At 68.1% G+C, this 17846-nt stretch carries 20 protein-coding genes; 10 read left to right on the forward strand and 10 right to left on the reverse strand.

Annotated features, from left to right (window positions below; translation table 11 throughout):
* Positions 1-6: 6 nt before the first annotated feature.
* Positions 7-537 (forward strand): orotate phosphoribosyltransferase, encoded by a 531-nt coding sequence (gene pyrE, locus RHA1_RS26910; RefSeq protein WP_011597696.1) that lies wholly within the window; start codon positions 7-9, stop codon positions 535-537.
* A gap of 57 nt (positions 538-594) precedes the next feature.
* Here pyrE and RHA1_RS26915 read toward each other — a convergent pair whose 3' ends face one another.
* The 4 genes from RHA1_RS26915 to RHA1_RS26930 form a co-directional block, all read right to left on the reverse strand.
* A complete protein-coding gene (locus tag RHA1_RS26915; RefSeq protein WP_011597697.1) occupies positions 595-1863 on the reverse strand; it encodes an MFS transporter in 1269 nt (422 codons plus the stop codon).
* Positions 1864-1897: 34 nt separating this feature from the next.
* On the reverse strand, positions 1898-2335 hold the full coding sequence (locus tag RHA1_RS26920; RefSeq protein ID WP_011597698.1) for a MarR family winged helix-turn-helix transcriptional regulator: 438 nt from the start codon (positions 2333-2335) through the stop codon (positions 1898-1900).
* A 93-nt stretch (positions 2336-2428) separates the two neighbouring features.
* A complete protein-coding gene (locus RHA1_RS26925) occupies positions 2429-2884 on the reverse strand; it encodes an SRPBCC family protein (RefSeq protein ID WP_011597699.1) in 456 nt (151 codons plus the stop codon).
* A complete protein-coding gene (locus RHA1_RS26930) occupies positions 2881-4428 on the reverse strand; it encodes a flavin-containing monooxygenase (protein WP_011597700.1) in 1548 nt (515 codons plus the stop codon). The genes RHA1_RS26925 and RHA1_RS26930 overlap by 4 nt, the downstream gene beginning before the upstream one ends.
* Positions 4429-4558: 130 nt before the next feature.
* Between RHA1_RS26930 and RHA1_RS26935 the strand changes: the two genes are divergently transcribed.
* On the forward strand, positions 4559-5056 hold the full coding sequence (locus tag RHA1_RS26935) for a DnaJ family domain-containing protein (RefSeq protein WP_011597701.1): 498 nt from the start codon (positions 4559-4561) through the stop codon (positions 5054-5056).
* 4 nt (positions 5057-5060) lie between these two features.
* On the opposite strand, the gene RHA1_RS26940 is transcribed toward RHA1_RS26935, so the two are convergent.
* Positions 5061-6329: a benzoate/H(+) symporter BenE family transporter gene (locus RHA1_RS26940; RefSeq protein WP_011597702.1), complete on the reverse strand. Its 1269-nt coding sequence runs from the start codon at positions 6327-6329 to the stop codon at positions 5061-5063.
* A 245-nt stretch (positions 6330-6574) separates the two neighbouring features.
* Between RHA1_RS26940 and RHA1_RS26945 the strand changes: the two genes are divergently transcribed.
* Positions 6575-6868: a hypothetical protein gene (locus RHA1_RS26945; RefSeq protein ID WP_041812091.1), complete on the forward strand. Its 294-nt coding sequence runs from the start codon at positions 6575-6577 to the stop codon at positions 6866-6868.
* 5 nt (positions 6869-6873) lie between these two features.
* Here RHA1_RS26945 and RHA1_RS26950 read toward each other — a convergent pair whose 3' ends face one another.
* Positions 6874-7515 carry a ScbR family autoregulator-binding transcription factor gene (locus RHA1_RS26950; protein WP_011597704.1) on the reverse strand — a complete coding sequence of 214 codons (642 nt, stop codon included), beginning with the start codon at positions 7513-7515 and terminating at the stop codon, positions 6874-6876.
* A gap of 103 nt (positions 7516-7618) precedes the next feature.
* Here RHA1_RS26950 and RHA1_RS26955 point away from each other — a divergent pair, with 103 nt between their 5' ends.
* The gene (locus RHA1_RS26955) at positions 7619-8347 is read left to right on the forward strand and encodes a lysoplasmalogenase family protein (protein WP_011597705.1); all 729 of its coding nucleotides are present in this window, start codon (positions 7619-7621) and stop codon (positions 8345-8347) included.
* Here the strand turns inward: RHA1_RS26955 and RHA1_RS26960 are convergent.
* Complete coding sequence (locus tag RHA1_RS26960) at positions 8331-8777, reverse strand: hypothetical protein (RefSeq protein ID WP_009478787.1); 447 nt, start codon at positions 8775-8777, stop codon at positions 8331-8333. The two genes, RHA1_RS26955 and RHA1_RS26960, sit on opposite strands and share 17 nt — an antisense overlap.
* A gap of 114 nt (positions 8778-8891) precedes the next feature.
* Between RHA1_RS26960 and RHA1_RS26965 the strand changes: the two genes are divergently transcribed.
* The 5 genes from RHA1_RS26965 to RHA1_RS26985 all read left to right on the forward strand — a co-directional run bounded on the left by RHA1_RS26965 (position 8892) and on the right by RHA1_RS26985 (position 13979).
* A complete protein-coding gene (locus RHA1_RS26965; RefSeq protein WP_011597706.1) occupies positions 8892-9488 on the forward strand; it encodes a hypothetical protein in 597 nt (198 codons plus the stop codon).
* A gap of 4 nt (positions 9489-9492) precedes the next feature.
* Positions 9493-10185 carry a TrmH family RNA methyltransferase gene (locus tag RHA1_RS26970; protein WP_009478789.1) on the forward strand — a complete coding sequence of 231 codons (693 nt, stop codon included), beginning with the start codon at positions 9493-9495 and terminating at the stop codon, positions 10183-10185.
* Between the two features lie 34 nt (positions 10186-10219).
* Positions 10220-11338 carry a glycoside hydrolase family 76 protein gene (locus tag RHA1_RS26975; RefSeq protein WP_009478790.1) on the forward strand — a complete coding sequence of 373 codons (1119 nt, stop codon included), beginning with the start codon at positions 10220-10222 and terminating at the stop codon, positions 11336-11338.
* A gap of 68 nt (positions 11339-11406) precedes the next feature.
* Positions 11407-12762, forward strand: a complete 1356-nt coding sequence (locus RHA1_RS26980; protein WP_011597707.1) for an LLM class flavin-dependent oxidoreductase — start codon at positions 11407-11409, stop codon at positions 12760-12762.
* Positions 12763-12812: 50 nt separating this feature from the next.
* The gene (locus RHA1_RS26985; protein ID WP_011597708.1) at positions 12813-13979 is read left to right on the forward strand and encodes a GTP-binding protein; all 1167 of its coding nucleotides are present in this window, start codon (positions 12813-12815) and stop codon (positions 13977-13979) included.
* Here the strand turns inward: RHA1_RS26985 and RHA1_RS26990 are convergent.
* Together RHA1_RS26990 and RHA1_RS26995 are read right to left on the reverse strand one after the other, a co-directional pair.
* Complete coding sequence (locus RHA1_RS26990) at positions 13976-14641, reverse strand: DedA family protein (RefSeq protein WP_011597709.1); 666 nt, start codon at positions 14639-14641, stop codon at positions 13976-13978. The two genes, RHA1_RS26985 and RHA1_RS26990, sit on opposite strands and share 4 nt — an antisense overlap.
* 25 nt (positions 14642-14666) lie before the next feature.
* Complete coding sequence (locus tag RHA1_RS26995) at positions 14667-15398, reverse strand: VTT domain-containing protein (RefSeq protein WP_009478794.1); 732 nt, start codon at positions 15396-15398, stop codon at positions 14667-14669.
* 204 nt (positions 15399-15602) lie between these two features.
* On the opposite strand from RHA1_RS26995, the gene fbaA reads away from it, so the two are divergent.
* Positions 15603-16637 carry a class II fructose-bisphosphate aldolase gene (gene fbaA / locus RHA1_RS27000; RefSeq protein WP_011597711.1) on the forward strand — a complete coding sequence of 345 codons (1035 nt, stop codon included), beginning with the start codon at positions 15603-15605 and terminating at the stop codon, positions 16635-16637.
* Positions 16638-16696: 59 nt separating this feature from the next.
* Here fbaA and RHA1_RS27005 read toward each other — a convergent pair whose 3' ends face one another.
* Positions 16697-17827, reverse strand: coding sequence for an Rv0361 family membrane protein (locus RHA1_RS27005; RefSeq protein ID WP_041812095.1), 1131 nt, complete (start codon positions 17825-17827; stop codon positions 16697-16699).
* Positions 17828-17846: the final 19 nt, after the last annotated feature.

The raw sequence follows: 17846 nt of genomic DNA on the forward strand, positions 1-17846 counted from the left end.
TCGGGCATGAGTGATCGCGAGGATCTGGCCGCGTTGGTGCGTGAGCTGGCTGTTGTGCACGGCAAGGTGACGTTGTCTTCGGGCAAGGAAGCCGACTACTACGTGGACCTTCGCCGCGCCACGCTGCATCACGAGGCGGGCCCGCTGATCGGGAAGTTGCTGCGTGAACTGGTGGCGGACTGGGAATTCGACGCCGTCGGCGGACTGACGATGGGTGCCGACCCGGTGGCGATGGCCGTGATGCACGCCCCGGGCAGGCCGATCGATTCGTTCGTGGTGCGCAAGGCCGCGAAGGCGCACGGCATGCAGCGGCAGATCGAGGGGCCGGACGTCGTCGGCAAGCGTGTCCTCGTCGTCGAGGACACCACGACCACGGGCAACTCTCCGCTCACCGCGGTGAAGGCGTTGCGCGACGTCGGGGCGATCGTCGTGGGTGTCGCGACCGTCGTCGATCGCGCTACCGGTGCCGACGAGGTGATCGCGGCCGAGGGTCTCGAGTACCGTTCGCTCCTGGGTCTCCCCGACCTGAATCTCTGACCGCACACATGAGTGGCGAAGTGTGCCGAGGCACGCCTCGCCACTCACGTGGGGTGGTCAGTCGGCGTCGGCGACCGTGACGGCCAGTGCTTCCTCGACGCTGTGCGGTTCGGGATCGTGCTCGTCGACGTGGGCGAGGACCTTGCGTCCGGTCGCGAGCACGATGATCGCGGCGGCGGTGCACACGGCGCCGACCCAGAACGGCATGTGGATGTTGCTCTCACCGAGCTTGCCCGCGACCCACGGTGCGGCCGCGCCGCCGACGAAGCGGACGAAGCTGTACGCCGCGGACGCCGTCGACCGCTCGACGGGTGCGGAGATCATGACGGTCTCGGTGATGAGCGTGTTGTTGACACCGAGGAAGAGCCCGGCGAGCACGACACCGACGACGAGCACGGTCTTGTTGTCGGTGAATGCGGCCATCATGGCGAGGTCGAGGGCGAACAGCGCGAGGGCCAGCATCATCATCGGCAGCGTGCCGAAGCGCCGCTGCAGCCGCGGGGCGAGGAACACCGACGCGACGGCCAGCGCCAGGCCCCACCCGAAGAAGATGAATCCGATCGAGTATGTGCCCATGTCGAGGGGGAACGGTGTGTACGCGAGCAGTGTGAAGAAGCCGTAGTTGTAGAGCAGTGCGGTGATCGCGACGGTGAGCAGGCCGCGGTGGCGCAGGGCGAGGAACGGCGCGGCGATCGACGTGCGGTGTTCCGGTTTGGGCGCGGACGGCAGCATCACGACGATGAGGATGAACGCGACGGCCATCAGGGCTGCGACGCCGAAGAACGGTGCGCGCCAGCTGATGTTGCCGAGGACACCACCGACCAGCGGGCCGACGGCGATGCCGATGCCCAGCGCGGCCTCGTAGAGGATGATGGCCCGGGCGACGCCGCCGCTGGCCGCGCCGACGATGGCGGCGAGCGCGGTGGCGATGAACAGGGCGTTGCCCAGTCCCCAGCCGGCGCGGAAGCCGACGATCTGCCCGATGGTGCCGGAGCTGCCTGCCAGCGCCGCGAACACGACGATGACGGCGAGTCCGGTGAGGAGGGTCTTCTTGGCGCCGATCCGGCTCGACACGACGCCGGTGATGAGCATCGCGACACCGGTGACCAGCATGTAGCTGGTGAACAGCAGCGACACCTGGGACGGCGTGGCGTCGAGTTGTTCGCCGATCGGCTTGAGGATCGGGTCGACGAGCCCGATGCCCATGAACGCGATGACACTGGCGAAGGCGACTGCCCACACCGACTTCGGCTGGTGGAGGAGGCTCGGTGGAGCCTCGCTGGATGTGCTGTTCGTGACGGTTGCGGTCGTGGTGCTCACGGCCACCTCCTTCGATGTACGTCGGGGTGTGGATGGGTGGTCAGGCGCGCGCCGACGACTTGACGATCGAGCGCAGTTCCGACTGGCCCTGTGTCAGTCGTTCGAGTTGCTCGGGTTCGAGGTCCGCGAAGTGCGGGGCGAGTGCACCCGCGATCTCGTTGCGGGCCACGGTCAGCCATTCGCGGCCCAGGTCCGTGATGGACACCCGGACTGCCCGGGCGTCCTCCGGATCGGGTCGGCGGGCGACGTATCCGCGATCGGCCAGCTTCTGGAGGAGGGCGGTGGCGGACGGTTGCGAGCATCGGTCGATGCGGGCGAACTCGCTGATCCGAATCTCGCCCTGGTCGTCGAGCAGGGCGAGGGCACGTGTCCACGGCCGGGGGTGAGCCTCGGATCCGAAGGAGCTCGCGAGCCTGGTGAATCGGTGAGAATTCGTGACCAGGTCGACGAGCAGGCTCTGCAGCCGTGTGTCGTCCATGGGAAACACATTACATAGGCTAACTAACTATGTAAACCCGACGAAGTGCCGCTCGGCCCGCATCCGCCCCTCGGCGAGTGCGGGCCGCGAAGCTCAGGACGAGTGCTTCGCGCCCTGCTCGACCTGACGCCGCAGGGTGGCGTCGGTATGGCGGATCGCCTGCGCGACGAACGGCTCGATGATCTTGCCGAGCGCCTTACCCGCGAGTCCACCGGGCAGGTCGTAGCGGAAGTCGACCGTCAGGCGGGTCTCGGTCTCGCCGATTGCCTCGAACTGCCACCGCGACTGGGTGTACAGGCCGTCGATCGATTCGAGCTCGATCACCGAATTGCGTTCCCACTCGGTGACCTTCACCACAGAGCCGAGAGTCTTGGGGCCGACCTTCATCGCGGCGTCGTAGACCGCGCCGAGGCCCCGGTCCTGGTCGCCGATCGGATCGAACTTCGTGATCCCGAACATCCAGGACGGGACGTGGCGATAGTTGTCCACGTAGTCGAACGCGGCCGCGACCGGTGCGCCGGCGACGGCAGTGTGATGGATCTCGATCATCGTGACTTTCCTGACGGGTGGAGGGCGGGGGACTGCTCTGTCCGGTACGGCCGGATGGCGTAGTTCTCGAGGTCGAATCGGGCGAGGCGACGGCGAAGGGACCCGGTGGACCAGGGCCACGCGGCGAAGTTCCTGCCGTCGGCGTCGAGGTAGTAGCTACTGCAACCGCCGTTGTTGAAGACGGTGGGCTCCAGACCCTTCTGCACGGCGTCGTTGAACCGGCGGAACGGCTGATCGCGCACTTCGAGCACTTCGATGCCCTGTCGCTCCGCCGTGGTGAGTCCGTCGATCACGTAGTCGAGCTGGGTCTCGGCCAGTCCGAGAAACGAGTTGTACACCAAGATGTTCGGGCCCAGCATGATGTACGCGTTCGGTGCGCCGGGCGTCGTGGTGGCCAGGTAGGCCTCGGGGCTCTTCGACCACTTCTCCGACAGCAGCGTTCCGTCCCGGCCGCGGATCCGGCTCGCGATCGGTGGATGGCTCACGTCGAAGCCGGTGCCGAAGATGATGACGTCGACCTCTCGGCGGGTGCCGTCGGCTCCGACGACCACGCGTCCGTCGACCTCGGCGAGGGCGTGCGGAATCAGTTCGACATTGCTCTTCGTCAGCGCCGGAAGATACGTGTTGGACAACAGGAGGCGTTTGCACCCGAGCGTGAAGTTCGGTGTCAGGGCCGCGCGAAGTGCCGGGTCCGGTACCTGCCTGGCCAGCCACCGGGTACCGATGGGGTTGAGGAGCCGGGCGGTACGTTCGCAGCGCATCACCCAAGTGAGTGTCCGCAGGATGACATCGAGGAGCCGCCGGAGCGCGCGCTGCACTGCGGGCACCCGCGCGAACGCCCACTGGGCGATGCGGGGGAACGGAAAGTCCAGGCGCGGCACCACCCAGGCCGGGGTGCGCTGGAAGACGTACAACTCCTCGACGTCCGGCTGGATCTCGGGGATGAACTGCACCGCGGACGCGCCGGTGCCCACGACGGCGACCCTCTTCCCGGTGAGGTCGACGTCGTGGTTCCAGCGGGCGGAGTGGAAGACGTCGCCGTCGAATCGGTCGATTCCGGGTACGGCAGGCGTGCTCGGTTCGGTGATGGGGCCCGCCGCGAAGATCACGTGCTGGGCGACGATCGTGCCGCGGCTGGTGTCGAGGATCCAGCGTCGGCGCTCGTCGGACCATGCGGCTTCGCGAACGTCGGTCTGCATCGAGATCCTGGACTGCAGACCGAACGTGTCGACGGTGTCCTCGATGTAGGACAGCAGCTCCGGTTGCAGGGCGAAGTTGCTGCGCCACCGCGGATTGGGGTGGAAGGAGAACGAGTACACGGGGGCGGGGATGTCGACACCGCACCCGGGGTACGTGTTCTCCCGCCACACGCCCCCGACGCGATCGGACTTCTCCAGGACGACGAAGTCCGTGATGCCGGCGCGTTCGAGCTTGACCGCGGCGGCGATCCCGGACAGTCCGGCGCCGACCACGACGACGCGCAGGTGCCGCTCGTCTCCGCCGCCGTCGGGTGCGGCGGCGTGCTGAGTGGTTGTCGCTGTCATGGCTTCTTCCCTGGGTGGATGCGGAACCGTCGTCACCAGTCCAGTTATCTGAGACGCATTGTCACAGTAAAATGAAGTATGTGTCTTGGCAAGTGCCGTCGGTAACCCCGGGTGGACGGGTCCTGGAAGAATGTCCTCCGTGACCGAGCGCAAACCTCCCGGGGTGAGCTTCGAGAGCTGGATCGACAAGCAGATCCGGTTGGCTCAGGAGCGCGGCGACTTCGATGATCTCCCCGGCGCGGGCAAGCCGATTCCGGCGGGCGATGTCGACGACGAACTGTGGTGGGTGAAGAACTACCTTCGCCGCGAGAATCTGCCCACCGACTCGCTGCTTCCCACTCCGCTGCAGCTGCGGAAGGAGATCGAGCGGTTGCCCGACACGATCCGCGGTCTGCCGTCCGAGCGTGCGGTGCGGGACGTGGTGGCCCAGCTCAACCTGCAGATCGTCGCCTGGTTGCGGGCGCCCTCCGGTCCGCGGATCCCGGTGAGCCCGGTCGATGCGGACGAGATCGTCGCGACCTGGCGGCAGCAGAACCGGCCGTCGCCGAAGCCGCCGGTGACGGCGTCGCCGGAACCCGATCCGGATCCGCCCCGGACAGGCACGCGGTGGTGGCGGCGGGGACGGTGACGGATCACTCCTTCCGGAAATCCCCCGATTCCATCACCCGGGACACGAGCAGTCCGGCGATCAGCCCCCAGAATGCGGCCCCGATGTTGAGGAACTGCACGTTCGACACGGTCACGAGGAAGGTCACGAGAGCGCCGAGCGTGTGCCGGGAGCTGAACGCGGCGACGAACGAACCCTGCAGCGCCCGGAGCATCGCGAGCCCGCCGAGCGTGGCGACGAACGCGACCGGGGTGGCCAGCATCAGCTGAACGAACAGCGGCGCGAACAGGCCGACGACCATGGCGAGCAGCCCGCAGACGACGGCCGCCGTGTACTGCCTGGTGCGCTGCCCCGACGCCACCAGCAGGGCGTTGGTCGGACCCGTCAGGCACGTCGAGACGGCTCCGACAGCGGAGGTGGCGAGGGACCAGACCCCGCACAGGACGGTGCCGACGTTCATCGGCGGCTTGTGGCCGGCGGATGTCAGCACGGCCGCGCCCTGACCGTTCTGCACGACGATGACCGTGATCGCCAGCGGCACGACCAGTTCGGTGATCGCCTGCCAGGTGAACTGCGGAGCCTGGAACATCGGTGCCGCGATCCAGGGTGTACCCGAGCCGGTCGGGTGGAAGCGGCCCGTGACCGCCACCGCGGCTGCCCCGACGAGCAGTGCGCCGAGGATCGGTGGCATCCACCGGCCGAGCGCGGCGCGCGATGCCAGGACGACGAAGACGACGACCATCGGAACGGCCACGGCCGCATCGGTTCCCACGGCACGGACCAGGTCGGTGCCGAACTTCAGGAAGACGCCGGCCACCATGGCCATGACGATCGGCATCGGGAGCATCGCCATGACCTGACGCACCCGCCCGGTCAGTCCGAGGGCGAGGACCAGTAGCCCGGTCACCAGAAACGCGCCGAGGACCTCCGGCCACGACAGGTGGGTGAGCGAGCCGCCGACGATGATCGTGCCGGGGATCGTCCAGAAGAACGCGAGCGGCTGACGGTACAGCCAGCTTGCGAGGGCGGTCATGATGCCGTTGAGGAAGAAGACGCCGAAGATCCACGATGCCATCTGCTGGGGCGACAGTCCGCCCGCGGAGCCGGCGGCCAGGATCACGGCCACGGGCCCCGTCGCGGAAAAGATCAGGCCGATCAGCCCGTTGGCGGCGTAGGTGGCGCCGAGGTCGCCGATCAGGCGGCGCGGGCCCGCGGGCGGCCACGGCGGTCGTTCGAAGCGAGGGGGACGCGTCTGCACGTCGTCGCTGCGAGTCGGTTCCTCGGTGGTCGTCATGAGGCCTTCCTGCTCGGGCGATGCTCACGATGTACGCAGAGCGGTCATTCCATCCGCACTGCGTACATCACGGCTGTGGTCTGGATAATAACCACCCGCGTCCCGAAGCCCCACGCCGGGCCGCTGAACCCTGGGTGGGGCGCATTCCATCCCTGGGGTGCACGACACTCGGGCGGCATCACGACAGACTCGAAAGTGTCGACTCGACACCACCCGCACCGACGAACCATGCGAAGAAGGGCCACATGGCTGAACTCACCCGAATTCCCCGGCAGCGACGCACCGCGTCCGCGCGGCGCGCCACGGTGGCACCGCAGCGTGAACCACGTTGCGTAGTCGAACGGACGTCGACGTTCCTGGCCTACGGCCTACTCGCGTTGTTCGGCGGGCTCGGCATCTTCGGAACGATCTGCTCGGTCGATGCCATCCCGGACGGCGCGCGGATCGCCGTCGTCCAGCCGACGCCGACGCAGTCGCACCCGCTCGATCTGCCACATCCGGCGCCGGACACTCCCGAGCCCACCCCCGGCGGGGTCTGAGCCCGTCAGGACGCGACGTCGTCTCGCAGTGACGCGAGTTCGAGCAGGCGGGGCAGCATGTCCTCCGAAGAAATCGAGGGCAGGAGCAGCGCCCACATGTCGGCCAGTCGCTCGTACAGGTCGGAACGTCCGGTCAGTGCCTCCGACACCAACTGCATGCCGGTGAACGAACTGACCAGGAACCGGGCGAGTGCCGCGGGGTCGACGCTCGCGCGCAGTTCACCCGCCTCCCGTGCCTTGCCGGCGAGTGCGACGAGGGTGTCGGTCCAGTCGATGTAGGGATCTGTGGCCGGGCCGCGGGACGTACCGAGTTCCAGGGTGAGTCGCACCCCCGCGCGCACGATGGGTTCGGTCAGCAGCTGGCGCGCCATCTCCTTGGCGCACAACAGGATCGCCTCCATCGGTGACTGCGCCGTCGCGAGCACTCGCTGCGCTGCCAGCATCGCCATGGCGTGCTGTTCCTTGATCACGGCCCAGGCGAGTGCTTCCTTGGACTCGAAATGAAAGTACAAGGCGCCCTTCGTCACGTCGGCATAGGAGAGGATCCCGCTCAGGCTGGCACCGCCGTACCCGAGCTTCTCGAAGCTCAGTGCCGCGCCCTCGAGTACCTGATGGCGGGTGGCTGCCGCGCGCGCCTGTTTTGCCATCACCTGTGCCCTCACAATCGCGGATTCTCCGTCGCGTCCACTCTCAAGTCAACCACTCTTCGGGCCGGTAACCTCGGCACGTCCGCGAGTGTGGGAGGAAGACGTGAAGTCGAAGAACAACTGGAGTGTCGAGCACGCGGTGTTCGCCGGTGCGACACTGGCCACCGTCGTCGGGGCCGTCACCGGACGTGAACGGTGGCAGCAGGTCGCGAAACCACTGATCGCGCCCGCGCTCGCCGCCCGCGTGCTGCGGCGCCGCGCCGACACGGACCCCGCCGACGCCGCGCTCCTCCTCGCCGGTCTCACGGCCGCGACCGTGGGCGACGTCTTCATGATCGATCCCGACGACGACGCCCGCCTGGTGCGTGGCGCGTCCTCGTTCGCCGTCATGCAGGTCGGCTATTCCGCGTTGTTGCTGCGCCGGGGCGCCCGGCCCACCGCGCCCGCACTGCTTCCCCGGTTCGCCGGCTGGGCAGGCGCGGCGGCGCTGCTCCGCGGGCGGGCGAAGGAGGTCGCCGTGCCGCTGACCACGTACGGGTCGCTGCTCGGCACCACGTCGACCCTGTCGGCCGATCCGTCCCTCGCGCCCGGCGCGGCCGTCGTCGCGAATGTGGCCGTGCCCGGAGCCGACCGTCGCAGCTGGCTCGGCGTGGGCGGGATGCTGTTCACCGCCTCCGACGGCCTGATCGTGGTGCGGCGCTTGTTCATCCGGGGTGAGCGGGGGAGGGCTGTGGCGGAAGGCGTGATCCTCGCCAGCTACGCGGCGGCCCAGTTGCTGCTCGTCGAGGGGATGCTCACGCTCGGGCGCCGCCGGGTCACGGGCAGAGCATGATGTGGTCCCGGTCCTTCGGATCCACGAGGATGGTGATCGTCTCGCCGGGAACGAAGCGGGTCGCGTTCTCCCGCCGCACCTCGTAGACGACGCGTCCGGCGTAACTCTCGGAACCGGGCACGGTCAGCCGCAGATCCAATTCGGTGAGCTCGCCGTTGTCGGGAGTGCGGCTGAGCGGAGTGGCGTGCTCGATCCGCGCCCAGCCCTCGAGCCCGTGTCGTTCGAGTAGGCGGTCGGCGCGGCTGGGCCGTTCGGCCGCCATCATCCCGAACCCCAGCGCCGAACCGAAGGCGGCGACCAATCCCATGATCTGGTACGGGATGGTGGCCGGAGGGGTGTGCTCGATCAACCATCCCAGCCAGACGGCGAGGACGATGACGTAGCCGACCGTGACGAAGCAGACCGTCCGCACGATGCGCTGATGATTCATCGATTGCCTCCACCTCCAGGTTAGCCCGTCCCGGCGTCGCCGAGGCGGCCCCACCGCCGCACTGCCGTTAGAGTGCAGTGTCGGCAGCAGGTAAGCGTGTGTGGAGGTGGCCGTATGGCGTGGCGTCGGGTGTCGTTGGTGTGTCTGAGCATTGGCTCGGCCATGATGCTCGCAGGGTGTGGTGGGTCCTCGGACGCGGTGGCTCCGCCGCCGTCCACGACGACTGTCGCGGCTCCTGTGACCACCACCACGACCACGGTTCCGCTGACCACCACCACGACCGTTGCGCCGCCGCCCACGACGACGGAAGCGCCGACCACGACGCTCGTCGACGTCCCCTACGAGCACAACGAGTCGTACTTCTTCACGTCCCCGGACGGCGGGTTCCAGTGCGGCATCATCAAGCTGCCGAACCGCACCGAGGCCGGATGTCAGGGGTCGACGAGCCCGGTGCCGCCGCGCCCGGCCGACTGCATGGTCGACTGGGGTCACGGCATCCGCGTCGAGAACGACGGCGAGGCGTCGTTCATGTGCGCGGGTGGCCTCGTCTACACGTCGGGCGGCGACGAACCGGACGCGGCCCTGCCCGCCGGGGCGAAACTGACCAAGCTCGGCTACACGTGCAGCACCACGGCCACGGCCGTCACGTGCACCAACGACGAGACGTCGCACGGTTTCACCGTCGCTCCCGATTCGAACCAGACGTTCTGACGTCATGAGCGGAGTCGAAACCGGCCGGGTCGAGGTCGAAAACGCCGAGGCGGGGCCGACCGAATGGGGGGACAACCCGAACGGCGTGGGCCCGTGGACCGAGGAACACGACACCCCGGTCCCCGCCGACCCGCGCTACGACCCCGAACTGCTGGCCGGCGGCGATCGCCGCAACGTGGTCGACGCCTACCGCTACTGGACACGGGAAGCGATCGTCGCGGACATCGACAGCCGCCGCCACCCGCTGCACGTGGCCATCGAGAACTTCGGCCACGACGCGAACATCGGGACGGTGGTGCGCACCGCCAACGCGTTCGCCGCCGCCGCAGTCCACATCGTGGGACGTCGACGCTGGAACCGGCGCGGGGCCATGGTCACCGATCGGTACCAGCACGTCCTCCACCACTCGGACGTCGACGGCCTCGTCGAGTTCGCACGTGAGCGGGGTCTCACCATCGTGGCCGTCGACAACACGCCCGGATCCGTCCCGCTCGAGACGGCGAGTCTGCCCCGTGACTGCGTGCTCCTGTTCGGCCAGGAGGGGCCGGGAGTCACGGACCAGGCGAAAAAGGTTGCGGCGATGACGGTGTCGATCGCTCAGTTCGGTTCCACCCGCAGCATCAACGCGGGCGTAGCCGCAGGAATCGCCATGCATGCGTGGGTTCGTCAGCACGCCGACCTCGACCGTGCCTGGTAGCGGAACCCCCGGCGAATAGGCAAGATCAACTCTCATGCAGGACTCGTGGTCGGCGCGCGCGGACGCCGCTGAAGAAGCGGTGGTGAGCAGGCACCTTCGCCGGCTGTGGGCGCTCCCGGGCACCACCCTGGGCGTCGTCGCCTGGCCGGCGGTGCGGCGCGAGCGGCTGTTCCTCAGCTGGCACTACTGGTGGCAGGCCCACCTGCTCGACTGCGCCGTGGACGCGCTCGAACGGGACCCCACGCCGCGCCGTCGCCGTCGCATCGTGAAACTGGCGCGCAGCCACCGTCTGCGGAACGTGTCGGGCTGGACCAACAACTATTACGACGACATGGCCTGGCTGGGTATCGCCCTCGAGCGTGCCCAGCGAATGCACTTCATAGACAACAGAAGTGCGGTGCAGGCGCTCGAATCCCAGTTGTTCGACGCCTGGGCGCCCGAGGCCGGGGGCGGCATCCCGTGGCGGAAGGGCTCGAACTTCTACAACGCACCGGCCAACGGGCCCGCAGGGATCATGCTGGCCCGCACCGGAAAGCTGTGGCGCGCCCAGGCCACGGCCGACTGGATCGACGACACGCTGCGGGACGTGCACACCAACCTGATCGTCGACGGCATCCATCCGGGCGGTGAAATCGAAAGGAACGTCTACTCGTATTGTCAGGGCGTCGTGCTCGGTCTCGAAACCGAACTCGCCGTGCGCCTCGGTTCGCCGCGGCACCGCAACAGGACGCACCGGCTCGTCGACGCCATCGACGAGCACCTCGCACCCGACGGCGTCATCGACGGCGGCGGTGGGGGAGACGGTGGCCTGTTCAACGGGATCCTCGCGCGGTATCTGGCGTTGACCGCGGTGATGCTGCCGTGGGAATCGCCTGCCGACATCAGGGCGCGGGAGATCGCCGCCCAGCTCGTGCTGAGCTCCGCGGAATCGGCCTGGGAGAACCGGCTGCAGATCGAGGGGCAGCCGCTGTTCGGCCACGATTGGACCAAGCAGGCGCAGCTGCCTGGGCTGGGCGGGGGAATCGCCACGTTCACCGGGGGCACCGTGCGGTCGTCCGGGATCCCGGAACGCGACATGTCCGTCCAGCTCGGAGGCTGGATGCTGATGGAGGCCGCGCACATGGTCTCCGCGGCAGGGTATCCGCGACGCTAGAGCGACGGTTCGAATCACGCGAAAATTAACCGTGTCGTCCCCGATTCGGCGCTGTTAGACAGTTCGTTATGTCAGATCAACAGCGGCAGCTGAGTCTCAACGCGTTCATCTACCCGGCCGGGCACCACGAGTCGGCGTGGCGCCACCCGCTCACGACGCCCGAGCGGCTGTACGACGTCTCCTACTTCCAGGACATCGCGCGGACCGCGGAAGCCGCGAAGCTGGACGCGATCTTCTTCGCCGACGGCCCGGCCCTGCGCAGCGACGTCGAGCACGGCGCCGCCGGAGCGCTCGAACCCATCACGCTGCTGACCGCCATCGCGACCGCCACCGAACGGATCGGTCTGATCGCGACCGCGTCCACGACGTACTTCGAGCCCTACAATCTGGCGCGGCTGTTCGCCTCCCTCGACCACATCTCCCACGGCCGGGCCGGCTGGAATATCGTGACCACCGGAACCGACCTGGCGGCCGCCAACTTCGGGCTGGCCAGCCACCCCGACCACGCCGACCGCTATGCGCGGGCGCGGGAGTTCGTCGACGCGACCGTCAAGCTGTGGGACAGCTGGGAAGACGACGCCATCCTGATCGACAAGGCCGCGGGCATCTACGCGGACCCGTCGAAGATCCACGAGATCAACTACGTGGGCCGCCACCTGCGGGTGCGGGGACCGTTCAACGCGCCACGCTCCCCGCAGGGCCACCCGGTGCTGGTGCAGGCGGGTGCGTCCAACGAGGGTCGCGCATTCGCGGGCCAGTACGCCGAGGCCATCTTCACCGCGCACCAGCGGCTGTCGGACGGGCAGGCGTTTTACGCGGACGTCAAACAGCGCGCGACGCAGTACGGTCGCAACCCTGAGCACGTGAAGATCCTGCCCGGTATCAGCCCGTTCCTCGGCGACACCGAGGCCGAGGCCCGCGACCTGGAACGCGAATTCAACGAACTCACGTCGCCCGAGTACGGGCTCGCCCAGCTCGAGGGCCTCACGGGTTCGAGCGTGCGACACCTCGAACTCGACGCCCCCGTGCCCGCCGGACTGTTCGGCGACGCCGGCGACGTCACGGACAACCAGCAGAGTCGCCTGCAGGTGATCGCCGGGATCGTCGAGCGGGAGAACCCGACTCTGCGTGGATTGCTGCACCGTCTCGCCGGTGCGCGCGGGCACCGGGTGGTCGTCGGGACGCCGCTGCAGGTGGCCGACACCATCGAGGAATGGTTCACGCAGGGCGCGGCCGACGGTTTCAACGTCATGCCGCCGTACTACCCGCGCGGTCTCGAGGTGTTCGCGGAGAAGGTGGTCCCGATCCTGCAGGAGCGTGGACTGTTCCGCACCGAGTACTCGGGCACCACACTGCGCGACCACTTCGGTTTGCCCCGCCCCGAGAGTCAGTACGCGGACGCGTCCGGCGCTGTCGCGTTGTAGTCGAGTACGCCGGCGAATCCCGGCTTAATGAAAACAGTTATCATTTCTGGATGACTGTCACCCGGCCACTCCCCGTCACCGTCCTGTCCGGCTTCCTCGGCGCGGGCAAGACCACCCTGCTCAACCACCTCCTCGCGAACCGGGACGGCCGGCGCGTCGCCGTCATCGTCAACGACATGAGCGAAGTGAACATCGTCCCCCAAGCACTTCGTGCAGGGGGTCCCCCAGCCGCCCTCGTCGCCGGGCAGGGACACCTGGACCGGACGCAGGAGAAACTCGTCGAGCTCACCAACGGCTGCATCTGCTGCACCCTGCGGGAAGACCTCGTCGAGGCCGTCGCGCGGCTGGCGAAGGAGGGCCGGTTCGACCATCTCGTCATCGAATCGACCGGCATCTCCGAACCGATGCCCGTCGCCGCCACGTTCGACTGGGAGTTCGAGGGCGGGCTCAGCCTCGGATCGGTGGCCGCCCTCGACACGATGGTGACGGTCGTGGACGCGTCGACGTTCCTCGGCGAGCTGGCCAAGGGCGAGCGACTCGACGACCGCAACCTCGAGGCGGGGGAGGGCGACGAGCGCAGCATCTCCGACCTGCTCGTCGACCAGGTGGAGTTCGCCGACGTCATCCTGCTGAACAAGACAGATCTGGTGAGCGAGAGTGCTGCCGGCGCGGCGGAAGCCACGGTGCGCAGGCTCAACCCCACCGCGAGACTGCTGCGCACCGCACGCGGCGTCGTGGATCCCGGCGAGGTTCTCGGGACGGGCCGGTACAACCCGGAGGCCGCCGCCGAGCTGCCCGGCCGGGCCGAGGAACTGGCAGGGGGCCACACCCCGGAGACCGAGGAATACGGCATCCGCAGCGTCACCTACCGGGCGTCGCGGCCGTTCCACCCCGCCCGGCTCGATCAGGCGCTGGGGCGGTTCACCGGCGTGCTCCGGAGCAAGGGGTTCTGCTGGATCGCCAGCCGCCCCGACCTCGCCGCCGTGTGGTCGCAGGCCGGCCCGAACCTGGTGATCGAGCCGGCCCAGCTGTGGGCGTCCGCGGACGAGACACCGGGGCAGGAGATCGTGTTCATCGGTGTCCGCCTCGACCCCGACGGTCCGCGGCGCATCCTGGACCCGGCGCTGCTCACCGACGACGAACTGGCGTCAGGATCGGCGGCGTGGGTGCGCTTCGACGACCCGCTGCCCGCGTGGGAAGCGGTGCATCGGCACTAGTCGAGTACTTCTTCGACGGCCACTTCTTCAGGCGGCCGCGCCATCTCCTGCCGGTAGTGCCACACCCCGAGCGCGGTGCCGATCACCAGCAACGCGACCATCCCGGCGAGCACGGCCGGCATCAGCCACGACACCCGGTCCAGGAACGAGCCGAAGTAGAAGCCGATGAGCAGCAGAACAGGTGCCCAGAAGATGGCGCCGATGGTGCTCGCGATCGTGTACTTGGTGTGGTTCATCTTGGCCGCACCGGCGACCAGCGGGCACAGGGTGCGGACCCACGGAATCCAGCGGGCGATGAGCACTGCCCAGAAGCCGTGCTTCTCCAGCAGGACGTTGACCTTGTGGAGGTTGGCGTAGTTGAGATACTTCCCGCCCTTGCGGGCCAGGATGCGGTTGCCGGTGCGGTGACCGATGACGTACCCCACCTGGTTTCCGCAGATGGCGGCGATCATCGCGCCGACCGACAACGCCCACACGTGGCCGGAGCCCGACGCATGGTTGGCCAGCACGATTCCGGCGGTGATCAGCATCGAGTCGCCGGGCAGGAACAGGCCCAGGATCACCGCGCACTCGATGAACACGAACGCGAGGACGACGACCCAGACCAGCGCTGGGCCGGCCGAGACGAGAGGCCCGAAGCTGCCTGCTGCCGTGGTGACCATCGTCAGTGCGCTACCCCGATCGGTTTCAGGACGTCGGATCGGTGGGGGTGGTGACGGGTTGCGCGTCCTCGGTCGTGGAGCCCGCGCTCTGACGGGACCTCACGACGCGCTTGCCCACCTCGACGATGATCGGCAGGACCGACACGAAGACGATCAGCAGGAAGATGATGTCGACGTTGTCGCGGATGAACTCGATCTGACCGAGCAGGTAGCCGAGCAGTGTGACACCGGCGCCCCACAGGACGCCGCCCACGATGTTGTACGTCAGGAACAGCGAGTACTTCATCCGCGACGCACCCGCGACGACCGGCGCGAACGTACGCACGATCGGAACGAACCGGGCAAGGATGATGGTGATCGGGCCGTGCTTCTCGAAGAAGGCGTGCGACTCGTCGATGTACTTCTTCTTGAAGAACCGCGCGTCGTCGTTCTTGAACAGGGCGGTACCGCCCTTGCTGCCGATGAAGAAGCCCACCTGGTCGCCGAGGATCGCGGCGATCGGGATCAGAACCAGAAGCACCCCGATGGGGGCGAACGGTTCGATCTCCGTCGACTTCGACGCGGCGATGAGTCCCGCGGTGAAGAGAAGCGAGTCGCCGGGGAGCAGGGGGAACAGCAATCCCGACTCGATGAAGACGACCAGGAGAAGTCCGACGAGCACCCACGTGCCGAAGGAGTTGAGGAGGTTCACCGGGTCGAGGAATCCCGGCAACAACGCGAGGTTGGTCACGGAATCCGATGCTGCCTGCACAATCACGGCCCTCAGCGTACCGGCGTATTCCCCGACTGACGGAATACTGCAGGTCATGGAGTTTCGGCCGGGTCGTGGACCTGCCGAAACGGGGCGCCGTGACAGCCACCGGGAGACGTACGCTACCGGTATTGCCATACTGCTAGGACCACATCGCGCGCTGCGCTGATCGCGCGCGCCGAAATCGACTCTTTATGGAGGACTGCCGCCGTGCCAATCGCGACTCCCGAGGTCTACGCCGAGATGCTTGGTCGGGCCAAGGAGCACTCCTTTGCCTTCCCCGCCATCAACTGCACTTCTTCCGAAACCATCAACGCCGCCATCAAGGGCTTCGCGGACGCCGGTAGTGACGGCATCATCCAGTTCTCGACCGGTGGCGCCGAGTTCGGTTCGGGCCTGGGCGTCAAGGACATGGTGACCGGCGCGGTCGCACTCGCCGAGTTCGCACACGTGATCGCCGCGAAGTACGACGTCACGATCGCCCTGCACACCGACCACTGCCCCAAGGACAAGCTCGACACGTTCGTCCGGCCGCTGCTCGAGATCTCGAGGCAGCGCGTCGAGGCCGGCCGCAACCCGCTGTTCCAGTCCCACATGTGGGACGGGTCGGCTGTCCCGATCGACGAGAACCTGGAAATTGCCCAGGAGCTCCTCGCCAAGGCGAAGGCCGCCAACATCATCCTCGAGGTCGAGATCGGCGTCGTCGGTGGTGAAGAGGACGGCGTGGAAGCGGAGATCAACGACAAGCTCTACACCTCGCCCGAGGACTTCGAGAAGACCGTCGACGCGCTCGGCACCGGCGAGAACGGCAAGTACCTGCTCGCCGCCACGTTCGGCAACGTGCACGGCGTCTACAAGCCGGGCAACGTGAAGCTGCGTCCCGAGGTGCTCGAGACCGGCCAGAAGGTCGCCGCCGCCAAGCTGGGCCTGTCCGACAGCTCGCAGCCGTTCGACTTCGTCTTCCACGGCGGATCGGGCTCGCTGAAGTCGGAGATCGAGGCTGCGCTGAACTACGGCGTCGTGAAGATGAACGTCGACACGGACACCCAGTACGCGTTCACCCGCCCGATCGCGGGCCACATGTTCAGCAACTACGACGGCGTCCTGAAGGTCGACGGCGAGGTCGGCAACAAGAAGGTCTACGACCCGCGCAGCTACCTGAAGAAGGCCGAGGCCGGCATGGCGGCCCGCGTCGTCGAGGCCTGCAACGACCTCAAGTCCGCGGGGCGTTCCGTCTCCGGATAGGCGCTTCGCGCCCGTGCGCCTTTCCGGTAGCCACCGCTACCGGAAGGGCGCATAGTCGTTTATCGGGGGTCGCAGATCTTCCAGGTGCCGTCGACCTTCTCGAGGTTGAACGTGCGCCACGACTGCTCGCCGGGGTTGGCGGCCGTGTGGGCCTTCACCTGGGCGATGGCGCTGTCGCCGGTGATCTGCACGGCGTCGACGCCGCCGACCACCGGAATGTTCTGCTGGTTCACGGCGACCTGGTGGACCTCGGCGAAATCCTGATCCGAGATGCCCTGGTAGTACTCGGCGAGGCTGCCGCAGGTGCTGGTACGCAGCGTTGCCAGATCGCCCTGGGTGAGCGCCGCGACGAACGTGTCGATCGTTCCCTGCACCTGCGCCTCGGGTGAGTTCTCGGCCTGGTTGTTGTTGTAGACCACCGCCCCGGCGACCGCGATGGCGGCGACGACGATGACGCCGGCGGCGATCGCGGCGAACAGCCACGCCTTGCCGTGCCTCTTCGCGGGCTGCTGCGCCGCGGCGACGCGTTGCGGCGCGCTCTGCTGGGGCGGCAGCACCCGCTGCGGTGCGGCCTTCGGCGGTGTGGGCGCCGGCCGCGGGGGAGCGTGCGGCGGCGGCACGGGCCGCGCGTTCTGAGGCTGGTTCGCCTGTGCGGCGGGTCGGGGCGGTGGCGGCGTCGCCGGGACCGCGGGCTTCGTCACCGGGATCGCGACCGTCTCGTCGTCGGACGGCGGTTTCGCCTGCCCCTGCGCCGCCGGGTTCTGTGTGGTGGGTGGGCGGTGCATCTTCACCGTCGCGGCGTCGCCCGAGGCCGGCACGCCCTTCTGCGTCGGGATCGCGGTGGTGGCCGCCTCGGATGCCTTGTCCGCGGGTTGCGCGGTGGCGTTCGCGCCGGCCTGAGGTGCCTCGGCTCGCGGGCGTGGCGCGGGAGGCTTGGGCAGTTCGGGCTGCGGCTCGTCGGCCTTCTTCTCTGCTGCCTTCTCTGGCGCCTTCTTCTGCGGGGGCTTCGGCTCGGGCGACTTCGGTGCGGCGGGCGCTGCGCCCGCCGCGGGCCGCGCGGTCTTCGCAGGCTTCGCGGTCGTGTCGGCGCCACCCGTGCCCTTGCCGGTGGTAGTGCCGGCCGCGGCCGGGCCGGACGGTGTGTCCGCGGCCGGCTTCTGAGTCGATTCGTCTTTCTTCGGGTCCTGCACTCGCTGCCCCTCGGTCTGC

The sequence above is a fragment of the Rhodococcus jostii RHA1 genome, assembly GCF_000014565.1.
Lineage (GTDB): Bacteria > Actinomycetota > Actinomycetes > Mycobacteriales > Mycobacteriaceae > Rhodococcus_F > Rhodococcus_F jostii_A.

Coding starts and splice junctions, on each gene's coding strand:
- pyrE (WP_011597696.1), top strand. CDS start 7: ATGAGTGATCGCGAGGATCTGGCCGCGTTGGTGCGTGAGCTGGCTGTT.
- RHA1_RS26920 (WP_011597698.1), bottom strand. CDS start 2,335: ATGGACGACACACGGCTGCAGAGCCTGCTCGTCGACCTGGTCACGAAT.
- RHA1_RS26925 (WP_011597699.1), bottom strand. CDS start 2,884: ATGATCGAGATCCATCACACTGCCGTCGCCGGCGCACCGGTCGCGGCC.
- RHA1_RS26930 (WP_011597700.1), bottom strand. CDS start 4,428: ATGACAGCGACAACCACTCAGCACGCCGCCGCACCCGACGGCGGCGGA.
- RHA1_RS26935 (WP_011597701.1), top strand. CDS start 4,559: ATGTCCTCCGTGACCGAGCGCAAACCTCCCGGGGTGAGCTTCGAGAGC.
- RHA1_RS26940 (WP_011597702.1), bottom strand. CDS start 6,329: ATGACGACCACCGAGGAACCGACTCGCAGCGACGACGTGCAGACGCGT.
- RHA1_RS26945 (WP_041812091.1), top strand. CDS start 6,575: ATGGCTGAACTCACCCGAATTCCCCGGCAGCGACGCACCGCGTCCGCG.
- RHA1_RS26950 (WP_011597704.1), bottom strand. CDS start 7,515: ATGGCAAAACAGGCGCGCGCGGCAGCCACCCGCCATCAGGTACTCGAG.
- RHA1_RS26960 (WP_009478787.1), bottom strand. CDS start 8,777: ATGAATCATCAGCGCATCGTGCGGACGGTCTGCTTCGTCACGGTCGGC.
- RHA1_RS26965 (WP_011597706.1), top strand. CDS start 8,892: ATGGCGTGGCGTCGGGTGTCGTTGGTGTGTCTGAGCATTGGCTCGGCC.
- RHA1_RS26970 (WP_009478789.1), top strand. CDS start 9,493: ATGAGCGGAGTCGAAACCGGCCGGGTCGAGGTCGAAAACGCCGAGGCG.
- RHA1_RS26975 (WP_009478790.1), top strand. CDS start 10,220: ATGCAGGACTCGTGGTCGGCGCGCGCGGACGCCGCTGAAGAAGCGGTG.
- RHA1_RS26980 (WP_011597707.1), top strand. CDS start 11,407: ATGTCAGATCAACAGCGGCAGCTGAGTCTCAACGCGTTCATCTACCCG.
- RHA1_RS26985 (WP_011597708.1), top strand. CDS start 12,813: ATGACTGTCACCCGGCCACTCCCCGTCACCGTCCTGTCCGGCTTCCTC.
- RHA1_RS26990 (WP_011597709.1), bottom strand. CDS start 14,641: ATGGTCACCACGGCAGCAGGCAGCTTCGGGCCTCTCGTCTCGGCCGGC.